Annotated in this window: 12 protein-coding genes; 7 read left to right on the plus strand and 5 right to left on the minus strand. The window is 40.1% G+C overall.

Annotation, left to right across the window (positions count from 1 at the left end; translation table 11 throughout):
* On the plus strand, positions 1 to 1,845 hold a 1,845-nt coding region (locus tag BLW60_RS16950), incomplete at its 5' end, for a dockerin type I repeat-containing protein (RefSeq protein WP_207645952.1).
* A 159-nt stretch (positions 1,846 to 2,004) separates the two neighbouring features.
* Here the strand turns inward: BLW60_RS16950 and tnpA are convergent.
* The 4 genes from tnpA to BLW60_RS15835 form a co-directional block, all read right to left on the minus strand.
* Positions 2,005 to 2,472 carry an IS200/IS605 family transposase gene (gene tnpA, locus BLW60_RS15820; RefSeq protein ID WP_074719103.1) on the minus strand — a complete coding sequence of 156 codons (468 nt, stop codon included), beginning with the start codon at positions 2,470 to 2,472 and terminating at the stop codon, positions 2,005 to 2,007.
* A 311-nt stretch (positions 2,473 to 2,783) separates the two neighbouring features.
* Entirely contained in the window at positions 2,784 to 3,956 is a 1,173-nt protein-coding gene (locus tag BLW60_RS15825) for a hypothetical protein (RefSeq protein WP_074719105.1), read from the minus strand.
* 261 nt (positions 3,957 to 4,217) lie between these two features.
* Positions 4,218 to 4,721 (minus strand): relaxase/mobilization nuclease domain-containing protein, encoded by a 504-nt coding sequence (locus tag BLW60_RS15830; RefSeq protein WP_074719107.1) that lies wholly within the window; start codon positions 4,719 to 4,721, stop codon positions 4,218 to 4,220.
* On the minus strand, positions 4,709 to 4,984 hold the full coding sequence (locus BLW60_RS15835) for a hypothetical protein (RefSeq protein ID WP_074719109.1): 276 nt from the start codon (positions 4,982 to 4,984) through the stop codon (positions 4,709 to 4,711). Before BLW60_RS15835 ends, BLW60_RS15830 begins: the two co-directional genes overlap by 13 nt.
* 327 nt (positions 4,985 to 5,311) lie before the next feature.
* On the opposite strand from BLW60_RS15835, the gene BLW60_RS15840 reads away from it, so the two are divergent.
* From BLW60_RS15840 to BLW60_RS15860, 5 genes are all read left to right on the plus strand, one after another.
* Positions 5,312 to 5,596 carry a DUF960 domain-containing protein gene (locus BLW60_RS15840; protein ID WP_074719111.1) on the plus strand — a complete coding sequence of 95 codons (285 nt, stop codon included), beginning with the start codon at positions 5,312 to 5,314 and terminating at the stop codon, positions 5,594 to 5,596.
* A gap of 149 nt (positions 5,597 to 5,745) precedes the next feature.
* Positions 5,746 to 6,867, plus strand: coding sequence for an amidoligase family protein (locus BLW60_RS15845; protein ID WP_074719113.1), 1,122 nt, complete (start codon positions 5,746 to 5,748; stop codon positions 6,865 to 6,867).
* A gap of 1 nt (position 6,868) precedes the next feature.
* Entirely contained in the window at positions 6,869 to 7,048 is a 180-nt protein-coding gene (locus tag BLW60_RS15850) for a hypothetical protein (protein WP_074719115.1), read from the plus strand.
* Between the two features lies 1 nt (position 7,049).
* Positions 7,050 to 8,027, plus strand: a complete 978-nt coding sequence (locus BLW60_RS15855; RefSeq protein ID WP_074719117.1) for a class II glutamine amidotransferase — start codon at positions 7,050 to 7,052, stop codon at positions 8,025 to 8,027.
* Between the two features lie 126 nt (positions 8,028 to 8,153).
* A complete protein-coding gene (locus tag BLW60_RS15860) occupies positions 8,154 to 8,753 on the plus strand; it encodes a recombinase family protein (protein ID WP_074719119.1) in 600 nt (199 codons plus the stop codon).
* A 160-nt stretch (positions 8,754 to 8,913) separates the two neighbouring features.
* Here the strand turns inward: BLW60_RS15860 and BLW60_RS15865 are convergent, their stop codons facing one another.
* Positions 8,914 to 9,936: a hypothetical protein gene (locus tag BLW60_RS15865; RefSeq protein ID WP_074719120.1), complete on the minus strand. Its 1,023-nt coding sequence runs from the start codon at positions 9,934 to 9,936 to the stop codon at positions 8,914 to 8,916.
* A 124-nt stretch (positions 9,937 to 10,060) separates the two neighbouring features.
* Here BLW60_RS15865 and BLW60_RS15870 point away from each other — a divergent pair.
* Positions 10,061 to 12,965: TraM recognition domain-containing protein (locus BLW60_RS15870; protein ID WP_139283446.1), on the plus strand; the 2,905-nt coding region annotated here is incomplete at its 3' end.

Genomic DNA, 12,965 nt, shown 5'->3' on the forward strand with positions numbered 1-12,965 from the left:
GACGGCGGTACAAAACATGAGATCCGGGTATTTCAGGCTGAAAAAGACGGGTATGCAAAGATAGCGTATGACTATACCGAAAATTACTTTATTTCCAATTCACCCACTGCAATAGAAAAGACATTACTTGCCGACTGTGTGGTTATAGATGATGCACAGACCGTACTGCTTAAGGGAAATATGAGATATACACTTGTTGACTATGATACCGGCAAGCCTATTTCTGTTCCCGAAGATGACGCTCCTTATATATGGACAAATGTAAGCTATGACACACCTGAAGGCGAGTGCATTATGAACCGTCAGCCATTCTGGCTTTATACAAATCCGGCAATTGACCATAGCGCAGGGTTAAACCTTGACGCAGATAATTTCTCATTCGGATTGAGTAATCCGCCAAAAGGATATTTGATTCCTGAAACGACCGACCCTCATCCAAGGTATGAAAATGGAAAAATAATCCCTGAAGATTATATGACCGTCACAAAATACAACAATGAAACTGCTGATGTTGTAATAAAACTAAAAAGCCGCAAAAAGAACACATCATATTCAACAACTATCACTCTGTACGATAAGGATACGGGTGAACTGATCGGTATTCCTGAAGGTGATGATGCGTTCCGGATCATGAAACTCACCGGCAGTAGCTCATCTTCAAGCGGTAAAACCGTGAATTATGATATAACATCAAATCCCTGCACTGTTGATGATATTAATTTATATGATCCTGACAGCTATTATTGCATCATATCTGATATGACCGGAGGCGGCTATTGCGAACCTGAGTTTGAAGTCATAAATGAAGGGAACAACAAGGTCGAGCTGTCATGCAAACTGGAATGGGTACCGAACGGTGATGTCAACGGAGACGGCTGTCTCACAGTTTCAGATGCTTTGATAATGCAAAAGTGGCTTCTTTCTGTATCAGAAATCACACTTTCCAACTGGAGAGCAGTTGATTTCTGCCGTGATAACAAGATAGATATATTTGACTTTGTAACAATGCGAAAAGAACTTATAAATCAGAATGCTACAGAATATTTAGAACCTGATCAGCGCAGTTTCGGCGGACCAATACGTACTGTTACAGATTATCTTAAATTATATCTTGGCCCGGATGAAAGCTATGAGTATGTAGCAATTATTTATAAAGGTACTCGTCTCTCAGAATTAGGATATCAGGATAATAACGATAAATGGATATTTACCGAATACTGTGGGCAATATGGCTGGATCAGAACAGTAGAAGACAATGGTAAAACTCCGACGATCGTTTATGAGGTATACATGGATAAACCTGTGATATACCTGTATCCCGAGAAAGAGGCTGATGTTCATGTGGAGCTGGAGCTGACCGAAGCAGAGCTCTCAACAACATATCCGAAGTATAATAATGGATGGGATGTAACAGCATATCCTGACGGAAAGCTCCTTAACAAGTCTGACGGTACACATCATAAGTACCTGTTCTGGGACGCAGTAAACTGCCGTACAAGATTTGATTTCTCAAAGGGCTTCTGTGTTGCAGGCAGTGATACAGAAAGCTTCCTCAAGGAAAAGCTCACATATATGGGACTTACAGAGGAAGAAATGAACGAATTCATCGTATACTGGCTGCCGCTAATGGAGCATAACAAGTATAATCTCATATCTTTCCAAGGCGATGTGTATACAAATTCCGCAAAGCTGAACATAACTCCAACACCTGACAGCCTGCTCCGTATATTCATGGCTTATGTTCCTCTTGAAGAGGCATTGGATATCGAACCTCAGCAGCTTGAGACCTTTAAGAGAAAGGGCTTTACAGTTGTTGAATGGGGCGGCAGCGAGATTAAGTCATAAACATATCTAAAATGATTATAATCATAACCACCACTGAAGTGGTGGTTTGCACAGCCCCTAAAAGGGGCGAATACAGGCTCACCCACTAAAGTGGGCACCGAAGGTTTGACATTGCATTACTATCTCGAGCAGCCGCTTCAAGCGGCTGTTTCTTTTTGCTTACTTATTCTTACTACCCGTAAACGGGTCAATGTACTCTTTGAATGTTAGTTGATCTGCCATGCAATCTTCTTCTGTTTGATTCTTTATGTATTCTCGTATGACTTTTTCATTTCGTCCTACCGTATCTACATAGTATCCTCTGCACCAGAAGTGACGACTTCCATATTTGTACTTCAAATTTGCGTGTCTGTCGAATATCATTAGTGTACTTTTCCCCTTGAGATATCCCATGAATTGTGCTATACTTAAATACGGCGGAATGCTTACCAGCATATGTATATGATCTGTCATTGCTGTTGCCTCTATTATTTCTACTCCTTTTTGTTCGCACAGCTTTCTGAGTATCTGCCCTATATCTGCCTTCAACTGTCCATATATAGCTTTTCTTCTGTATTTCGGCGCAAACACTATGTGATACTGACATCTGTATGTGGAGTGGGTTGTATGCTTTATTTCATTTTTCATTGTTAATAACCTCCTTGTATCTCAGATAGTAATGCGGTCGCCAAACCTTTACTATTCTACCATACTTGGAGGTTATTTTTAAGCTTTTGCTAAAGCATTTTTATTCCCCCAGTAGAACTGGGGGTTTAGTTACGCTAAAGCGCCAAACAAAGTATCCGCTCGTAAAATTACGGGCGGATTTCTATATAGTATAAGAAAAGATGTATGATGTATAAAAGTAATGCCGCCACTAAGGCGGCACACATATTATCAAAATCCAACAATATCATTTGTTGAACAGTCATATTGTGAACCCTTGGCAGTTTGAAAGATCATTTAATGTTGACACTTTTGAATTTGTACAATACGTTTTTGTATTCGTCGTCGAATATCTTTCCAAGTACCAGAACGCTGTTATTATCAAGAACAACAACAGACCTTATTTCTTCGGTCGAAGGTATCATGTCGATATAGTTTATAACATTTTCGTACTTTCTGTCCTTATCAAATGCAAAGAGTCCTATACCCGAACTAAGATAAAGCAGGTCATTTCCGTGACCGAAGGTACCTTTTTCTATACAGCCAGATCTTGTTTCACAGCCGAAATTTTCAATTTTGACACTGGTGTTATCAAACAAAGGGTAGCCATTATTATTTCTGGAATAGAAATACAATGCGTCCTGCGGTTCTTCAGATGTATAATCGCCGCCGACAAAACATAGTTTATCGTCGGAGGTCACTTTCCTGACAGCAGGACCGTAATAAGGAATATAGTTTTCAATCTGTCCCTTGATTTTACCCTGTTTATCCACGATATAACAGGAAGAGGTTCTTTCGTAATCCTTTACCACGATTGCAGTGATAACGAGCTCATTATCCCAGCAGTCATCACACAACAGCCATGTTACAGGATTTTTCTTGTCATATTCGATATCTACAGTGTTTTCAGATATTATCTCGCCTTTTGTATTCAGTTCAAAAAGTTTGTATTCCACATTTTTCGCCTTACTGAACAGATAATCAAGGTGATCCTGCTCAAAGTTTTCTTCAGAAGCGTGACCGGGGTCTTTTCCCCAAGTGTATTTTGGTTCGATCGCTGTTATGAATATTTCTCCCGTTGTTGTTCCGAGTGCGGAATAATAGGCTGTTTTGTCCAAGCCAAGTTCGGGAGTTATCTCGGTAACTGTGCTTTTCTCATCGTCGGCGATATACAGCTTCTGAGAAGCCGCATCGCCATATCCTGATGTATCCGAGCTTATAAGGAAGCGGTTATTGTTCAAGGGCGTAATATTTGAGATATTTTCAATACCTTTTAAATAGTCTGCCTCATAGACCTCATACTCGCCTCTCGGAAGCTCCTTTAGACTCACAGGATCAACTGCCGCTGAAATGGTTTCATCGCTGCTCAGCGGTACTTTTTTCTTAGATACGGCACATGAAGTAACTGTGCCTGTCAGAACTGCCATTGATACAATAATTGCAATTACTTTTTTATAGTTTTTCATATTTTATCTCCTGTTGCAATAGGTGCAGAAATACTTATGTAATGATTATATAACATAGCTACGATTTTGTCAATTGAACTCAATTGTATTCTCAATCAGTTGGTCGCAGCAGCAGTATCTTTCCCGATATTTGTGATTCTAATTAACGTAAACAGCACCAAACAGCCTGCCTCCCCGTTATGGGGAGGAACGATCAAATAAAGAATCTCAGCTGTTTGTTTTCCAATACATTTTTTCAATTTATAAGCTTTATTATATGAATTAGATGTATTTGATTACAGATTTACAATAGTTACCAGTCAGATTATGTATGAACATCGCAAGCTGTTGAAGTTCGTATGGACCACTATGGTACAGCCTGCCTGTGTAGATATCAACCGAGTTCACTATTAAATGTGCATGGAAGAGAGATCCTCCTTGATCCTCCATATGCACTGCTGTTATCACCTGATATCTAGCTCTCAGATGATTTGCAATCATCTCGGTCAAATTGCAGGCTGTAATTGCATCGAACACTTTATTCCTATCGAAAGAAACAACAAAGTGCATCACCGGGTTATCGCCGGTCCTACCGTAATATTGTTTCAATGCATACATTTGCTGGTATGTATATCTTGGGTTAGTATCACATACGCCATACCCCCTAGTCTGTACAAGTGATTCACCAGGCTCCGGTTTATCTTGATAGACGTAGTTGATGCAGTGCTTGAAGTAGCCTGCTCCGTCACCGTTATTTGTAACTCTCTTCTGTGTTAAAATGTCCATAATTTATTAGCCTCTCTTTCAAGATATGTTGCATCCTTCTCCGAAAACTGTTTCATTCTACGAACAGCTTCGTTAGCGAAGTCTTGAAACTCCACCAAATTGGAAGGCTTGTTATCATCCCTGTTGGGATGTTCCATTCTCTCGTTCATCACAGCATTAGGTTTTATACCACGCTGTTTAGCTTCTTCATCAATGTCCTTAGCAAGACTCTCAGTCATAAGGACTGTCTTTCTTACTGTCTTCTTGTCTTCTGGATTCCTCATAGTGAATACCTCTTTCAATATAGATTTCTGGAGTGGTTTATCTTTTTAGATATAATAAACTATCCATGTATGTTGTACATTGTAACATTGTTACTCTAGTGAATAACTATTGTTATTTTCATATAACATACAGGTCGCTTCGCTCCAGATTATCATATAGTAATACTTTTTTGCAAATAATTATACTTTTATTACATTTTTCTTCTTTCGTGATAATAATATATATTCCGAATTTCAATTTTTGCCTATTATTAGCGAATTCCAGATATATATTATTACCATGGTCATATTAAATGTGTGACAAATTTTTGAAAGGAGAAACAACCGATGTTCAAGAACAAACGCTACCTCAGTCGTGGGGTAAATGATACAATCCCCATAGAGCTACAATTATTTCTATGGGCATGTATTGACCAGCTCCCAGAACCTCGCGATTATCTGCAAATCTTCGCTTTGGATCAGGTGGGCTTTATGCAGAGTATCACTCATCAGACAGAAGAGCCTAAATACCGAAAGGTATACTTGCTCCCTTCTGAGAAGCCTATCACGCAAAAAATTTACGTCATCGATGATGATGACCACTCCACCATGCTGCTTGCCACAGAGTATTAGTGCCGCTCCTTCGGGAGCGGCCTTTATGTTATATCTGTTTTTCTGGTAGGTGAGGATTGCTGTCATCATTATTGGCAACGACAAATGAAAATATCAACAATAAAGCCGTCCTTCGGGACGGCTATTTTACGTTATTTACGGAGGTAAAAATGGAAAATAATAACAATGAAAACAGAATGATCTGTTCACACTGTGGGGCTATCATTGCGGAAGATGACGATTTTGAGACTATAAACGGGCAAATTGTCTGCTCTGACTGTGTGGAACGTGACACTACTACCTGCGACAGATGTGGAGCTGTAATTTGGATCGATGACAGCTATGGCGATGATGATACAACGCTCTGTAGCCATTGCTATCACAATCACTATACACGCTGTAGCTGCTGCGATGTGCTGTTGCATGAGGACGACGCATATCACCTCGACGGATACGATTACTGTCGTGACTGCTATGATGAAGAGGTAGATAAGAACCGCTCGATTCATGATTATTCCTACAAACCCGAGCCTATCTTCTATGGTGACGATTCTGCACGATATTTCGGCGTTGAACTTGAAATTGACGGGGCTGGCAAAGACAGTAACAATGCTGACGAACTGCTTAAAGTAGCCAATTCCGACGGCAATAGCGAGCACATATACATCAAAGGTGATGGCAGTCTCGATGATGGTATGGAGCTTGTAACCCACCCTATGAGTCTTGAATATCATAAGCAGTTTCAGTGGGAAGATATTATGAAAAAGGCTATATACCTAGGATATCGAAGTCATCAGACCTCGACCTGCGGATTGCACGTTCACGTTAACCGCTCCTGTCTCGGTGATACACAAGAAGAACAAGAGCTCGTAATTGGCCATATATTGCTATTTATCGAACAGCACTGGACTGAATTGCTCAAGTTCTCACGACGCAGTGAGTACAGTATTAACCGATGGGCTGCGCGATACGGCTATGAAAAGACAGGACGCGAAATTCTTGAAAAAGCCAAGAAGGGCAACAACGGCAGGTATGCCGCTGTGAATTTGATGAACTACAGTACTGTTGAGTTCAGAATCTTCAGAGGAACGCTCAAATACAACACTCTCATTGCCGCGTTGGAGCTCGTTGATGCTATTTGTAATGTGGCTCTTAATATGAGCGAAGACGAGATTGCAAATCAGTCTTGGTCAGACTTTGTTCAAACGATCACAGAGCAGGAATTGATAACCTATCTCAAGGAAAGACGTTTGTATGTAAATGAATTAATAGAAAATGAGGAGGACTTATAATATGAACCCGATAACAATAATAAAGAAACTTCCGTCAGGTGGTCCTGCTGGAGAAATCATTAAGCTTGTTGCACTTTTCACAGCTACATTGCTGCTCGATCGAGTTGGCGAAATCTTAGAGGATTCCCTCAACCAGAAGAATACACAAAGTATCGACGTAAAATTTGAGGAGGTGGGATAAAATGTGCAGCTTATTTGGCTGGATGAACTACCAAGGAGTAGTACCTAACAAAGTATTGAAAAAGTTGACACAGTCTCTTGCTGTAGCTTCGGAAGAGAGAGGAACAGATGCCTCTGGCATAAGCTACGTCAAGGACGGTCAAATCGTAATATTTAAGCGTCCCAAACCTGCTCATCGTCTTCATTTCAATTCGCCCGAAGGTACAAAAGCTGTTCTCGGACATACTCGGCTCACGACGCAGGGCAACGAGAAGAACAACGCGAACAACCACCCGTTTTACGGAAAAACTGGCGCTACTTCATTTAGTTTTGCTCACAATGGTATCATTTATAATGATAAGGAGCTTCGTAAAGAGAAGCAGCTACCTGTCACAAGTATAGAGACAGACTCATATATCGCGGTACAACTTTTAGAGTCACAGCATAAGCTGGACTTTGAGAGTCTTCGGTATATGTCGGAGCAGGTACAAGGTAGCTTCACTTTCAGTTTGCTTGATGATAAGAACACTTTATACCTTATCAAAGGCTCGAACCCGCTTTGCCTGCTCCATTTCGCTTCCCTCGGACTTTACGTATATGCCAGTACCGAGAGCATTATGAAGAACGCACTGAAGCGTGTGGGACTGCATAAATTCGGTTCTGAGCGTATCGAAGCTGACGAGGGAGATATCATCCGTATCGACAGGAACGGCAAAATCACACGCTCACGGTATGAGCCTAAAATATACAGATCCAAGTACATGAGTTGGTATGATGATGACCTCTCTTCTTATTATAATATGCACGAGGAGATACTGCTTGCATACTGCGGCTGTTACGGTGTCGACAGTTCAGATGTTGAGCTTCTACTCGAATACGGCTACACCTGCGATGAGATTGAGGATATGCTCACAGACCATAGCTTGCTCCAAGAAGCTCTCAGAGACGTCAAATACATGTGCGGTGAAGAAGTCTACGAGAGCTACTGCGGCGCATTTTGAAGTCCAAAAAAGTATACTTTATGACACAGTCGAAAAACAGCGAAAAAAGTGTTCCAAAAAGTCCTATTTTTAGTTATGAAATATACCGAAACTATGCAGGACTTTTTGGGAAAGATTGGAGGTAATATGGACAACAGGATCTATGGTTACGCTCGGGTATCTTCAACAGGACAGAACGAGGACAGACAGCTTGAAGCGCTCACCAAGTTCGGCGTTCCTGAGCAGAACATCATCATCGACAAGGCTTCCGGCAAGGACACTGAGCGTGAAGGTTATCAGTACTTGAAGCGGCAGATACTCCGTAAGGGAGATACGCTCGTCATAAAGGAGTTGGACAGGCTCAGTCGTAACAAATCTGATATCAAAAGAGAGCTTGAAGAGTTCAAAGATATGGGTGTCCGAGTAAAGATACTTGATATACCTACCACTCTCACAGACTTCCAGCCGGAGCAGGCTTGGGTACTCGAAATGATAAACGCTATCCTAATAGAAGTGCTGGGAGCTATAGCTGAGAATGAACGTAACAAGATACGAGCTCGTCAACGTGAAGGCATAGCAGCAGCCAAACGAAAGAACATAAAGTTCGGACGTCCGTCCAAGCCTCTACCTGATAACTGGCATGAGGTAATGGCGGAAGTCCGCTGCGGAAACAAAAGACCTGTGGAGGCGATGCGGGAGCTGGGAATCTCGCGTTCACACTATTACAGGCTGTACAAAACAACGTGACAATAGAAGCAGCCTCCGTGTAGGAGGCTGCATTGTTATCATAATAAAAAAACTGAAAAAATTTTTGAAATTACGTTTTTCAGAAAAAGTCTTGTCCAAAAATGATGAAAAAGGTAGCTTTTTGCAACTTTTTCAGACGGCTTTAATTTCAAAAACGTAATTACGAAGATTTTTTGGAATTTTTAATATGTCTGAGCATGTCCTTCTCTTTACGTTGTTCCAAGCGCTTTTTATACTCTTTGTCAATAGATATGAAGTAATCTGTAAAAACGTCAATTTTATCACTATTAGGGAAATGCTTTATAAAATCCCCATGTGAGGATTTATAACCATATTTTTTAAGAACAGGATCATCTTCATCTGGGGGATCTAATTTATAAAATAGCTCACAGACGTTCTTCATTTTCATAAGCTCTAACGGTGGGAATGATTCTACATCTGTTATATTGCCAAAATCAGCAGATTCCATATATGAAAATAGCATTTTAAAATAAGAACGCTGAACTTTTTCACCAAGAGCGTTGACCTGATTTATCATAGTGCTGCTGATATAAGAATGATCGATTTCAACATCAGGATCTTGAGTATCAAAAGTTTCATCATGACAATTTGTTTTAAACTGTAAGGATGAAAAGAAGATGTTTTTAAGAGTGGATGTTACTTCTACCATTGCATAGGCCATATCCGTACGTAATGCAAGCTTTAAGGTTTCAATCCAAAGTTCTTTTACACTTGAATCAGTATCCTCAACGTGACGTATAACGTAAAACAAACGGCCAGATAGTTCAATTATATCATCATAATTATCGTCATCAATTTTTCCTTCCAGCCACTTACTTATTATAATATCATTCAGATTATGTGATACCGATCTTAGCAGTATTTCTTTAATGATAGAAGCGTCTTTCTTAAAGATATAATATGATCCTCTTGCCCCTTTGGCTTTATATTTATTCATATCAAGGTACAAAACATTTTTCATCAAATACCTAAAATGATCCGTAAGATATCTCCTGACTTTCTCGTTATCATTTTCCAAGTCATCAAGAGAGTCGTATAGACGGTAAGCACACTCTCTTTGCGCAGTAAAATCATCTTCATTATCCGCAATAGGCTCTGGGATATAGTTATTAAGATAATCGATGATTTCCTTGTATAAACTTGTCATTATAATAGTATCCATACATTATTTCTCCATGATGAGTCGGAACGAAAATGAAATATTCGCTCTTCGACTTAAATATGACTTTATCGTATAATATGATTACAGCATTCTGCTGCATTAAACTAGGTTAGGAGGTGCAAAAATGGGCAAATTTTCATTTGAAGCTTTTGCAAATTATGAAAATTACGACAGCATTGCTCAAAGTTCTGATGCTATGCTACCACAGCGGACATCTTGGCCAATAGGTCAATACAGTTTTGAAACTGTAAAGTCAAAAAAGGCTGGTGTTCCGGTAGGAGTTATGGATAAGATCTTTTCGGGCGACGTTTGGCTTGAGCCGAAGGCGTATCTTGATAATTACTCTAAGCGAGGATTAACTCCTCGACGGATATTTCAGGATAAGCTCAGCTATCTGTGGAAATTTAAAGAAAGAAACGGATACGAAGGAAATATCGCAAAATTTCGTATTTTGCAAGCACTTGTCGTAAATCCAAGAGCTCCCAGTGAGTATGAGTGCATCTGCATCGAGCTTGAGTATGAGGGCAAAGTGTATTCGATTACACTGACTATGCGGCAATACATGAAAAGAGAGGTTCTACCATATCTTTCGTTTATTCGTCGTAATCCGGATTGTCCTGAAAAATACCTTGAAGCTGCATTCTACCTTGCCGTTCAGGAAATAACGGAGAGAAAATTGCTGTTTACTCCTAAGCGTTCTGGGTGGAGCAAAGATAGTGAGGGCCACTTGCTTTTCGCTTCGGCTGAAATAGTGAATCCTCAGTATATGTCTTGCTATCCGACCGATGTTCGTGAAAGACAGTTGCTACCAACAGATAGGGCTATCGTGGATATTGCCAAGGATTACTCTATGGTACTTCCGAGAATTTGGCAGTACAAACTTCTTATTGCTCTTAGAATTGCAAGCTTACTGCTGTACTTTTTCGAGAAAGAAGGCATTAAGCCGGATCAGCTGATTATTGTTGAACCTGCATGTCCTTCAGCTGCAAAAACAGCGATTGCATTGCTAAAAACGCAAAATTATAGCTCACAGGTTGTTAAATCTTTAATGTCAACAAAAAGCGAACTGAAAAAGGCTTTTCGTGATTCAAACGACAGCATGGTTGTTCTATACGATGATGCTCGCATTGAGAATGGCAAAAGACACGACGAGCTGCTTAAGGTCGTGGTTGATGATCTGCAAGGAACGAATGGAATTGAGGATAGTACGAGGCATTTGACTTCGATTATCTGTGAGAATCCATGCGTAATCCCTGAAGATACGCCGGCGATGTATATTAATCTCTGCGAAAAAGTAAATATCGGAGATCCGGATAAGCTTCAGAGATTTTCAGGTGAGTTCGATTCTGCATTGATACAGGCTATCGTAAACGATCCTACAAATATGCTTGCATTTATAAAAAATGCTCTTAAGGCTGCTGACATTGAAACTCTGACAATCCAGAATTCTGAGAATATCAACGCAAAAAAAATGATAAGAGTAGCGATTTCAATAATGTTTTCTTACGGTTTGATATCCGAAGAGGAGACCAAGAGTATTCTGACATGGATGAAGTCGGGTAGTGATAACCGTGACGACTCGGTTACGGCTATTTTTAACGATTTTATTAATGTTTTGAATGAGCTTATAGCAACTGGCATCTTTAAGATTACGACACAGAAAGGTTTCCCGTATTATAAATTACAGAGTAAAACAATCGTTTACGACGGTTTTTGGCTGAATTTTGAGCCTGAACTCTGGGATTACATTTTGATGCGCATGCGAACCTGTAAGAAAAAATACAAGATTCTTAAAGCACTCGAAAAATGTATGGAAAAAAATCATAGACAGAAAGAGTACAAGCGGAATATAGATGTAGATATAGCTCCTAAGATTCAAATATCAATAAGTGTCTTTAGTATACCGAGTATAATTCTATATCCTTCCAATTTAGAAAAGGTCAGAGAGTTAAAGTATGCCGGTTATCAGTTAACGAAGGTTGAAGCGGCGAATATCAAACTCAGACCTTTGGTAATGAACCGAGCAGGTACTTGCCTGTATGGACAGAATATGGAACCGGATTTGAATTATCATCAGTTGATTTCAGGAGATTCTCGTAGTGGCAAGAGCACGTATGAAGGCGAGCAGGCTGTAGACGCTGCTATAAATGATGAACAAGTTCTAATTGTAGATAATGATGGATCATGGTCAGAGCGTGAGGTAAGGAAGCGTCTTCCAGAAAGTATAATTGATAAGTATTTTTCCTTCTGGAGCATCCCAAAGATGGGATTGCCAGTTAACCTTGCCGACGTTAGCGACTGTGATGATGTTACCGAGAAAAAGGATCGCATAAAAAGCGTTTTATCCTGTGCGGCAAGAAGCCTAGGTGATAAGCAGGGAAAAGTGCTATACAAACGCATAGGCGTAATGTTAAAGGATAAAAATGACGATATAAATATATGTGATATACTTGCTTATCTTGAAAAAAAAGATGAAGTTCAAAAGGCTTTACGCGATAAAATTGAAGGTGTCCTTGAAGATTTTGAAGAACTACCAACTCCAAAGACTTCATGGAGAGAATTCTTCTCTTCCAAGAAGAAGATAGTTGTAATTTCCACAGGCTTTGATAGTGTAGCTAAAGGTTCCTATGTGACAGATATGTTACTTGCGAGCTATTACGCCTACAAGCAGCATTTTCCTGAGACTCGTAATACAATAATTCTTGATGAAGCGCAAGATCTGGATATAAGCACTGATAGCGCAATTGACAAATTGCTGCGCAAGGGTGCAAAACATGGTATACGTATGTTAATAGCAACACAGCACTTTTCAGCTGTTAAGGAAAAACTTGGTAAAACATTCGGTAACTGCAGAACGCTGATTATCTTTCGTCCGGAATATGTTGATTTCGCGGACATCTCCAAGCTAACAGGTGTTGATTCAGCTACTCTTGCAAGTCTGGAGCAGGGGCAGTGTCTGGTTTACGGTCTGCTTTATGACAAAACGACAGGCAAAAACAAGCAGGCTACTGTCATCGGCTGGACTTATA

Source organism: Ruminococcus flavefaciens (genome assembly GCF_900108555.1).
Lineage (GTDB): Bacteria > Bacillota > Clostridia > Oscillospirales > Ruminococcaceae > Ruminococcus > Ruminococcus flavefaciens_P.

Excerpts from the sequence above, each read along its gene's own strand:
- tnpA (WP_074719103.1), bottom strand. The coding sequence starts at position 2,472 with ATGAAAAATGAAATAAAGCATACAACCCACTCCACATACAGATGTCAG.
- BLW60_RS15825 (WP_074719105.1), bottom strand. The coding sequence starts at position 3,956 with ATGAAAAACTATAAAAAAGTAATTGCAATTATTGTATCAATGGCAGTT.
- BLW60_RS15830 (WP_074719107.1), bottom strand. The coding sequence starts at position 4,721 with ATGGACATTTTAACACAGAAGAGAGTTACAAATAACGGTGACGGAGCA.
- BLW60_RS15835 (WP_074719109.1), bottom strand. The coding sequence starts at position 4,984 with ATGAGGAATCCAGAAGACAAGAAGACAGTAAGAAAGACAGTCCTTATG.
- BLW60_RS15840 (WP_074719111.1), top strand. The coding sequence starts at position 5,312 with ATGTTCAAGAACAAACGCTACCTCAGTCGTGGGGTAAATGATACAATC.
- BLW60_RS15845 (WP_074719113.1), top strand. The coding sequence starts at position 5,746 with ATGGAAAATAATAACAATGAAAACAGAATGATCTGTTCACACTGTGGG.
- BLW60_RS15850 (WP_074719115.1), top strand. The coding sequence starts at position 6,869 with ATGAACCCGATAACAATAATAAAGAAACTTCCGTCAGGTGGTCCTGCT.
- BLW60_RS15855 (WP_074719117.1), top strand. The coding sequence starts at position 7,050 with ATGTGCAGCTTATTTGGCTGGATGAACTACCAAGGAGTAGTACCTAAC.
- BLW60_RS15860 (WP_074719119.1), top strand. The coding sequence starts at position 8,154 with ATGGACAACAGGATCTATGGTTACGCTCGGGTATCTTCAACAGGACAG.
- BLW60_RS15865 (WP_074719120.1), bottom strand. The coding sequence starts at position 9,936 with ATGGATACTATTATAATGACAAGTTTATACAAGGAAATCATCGATTAT.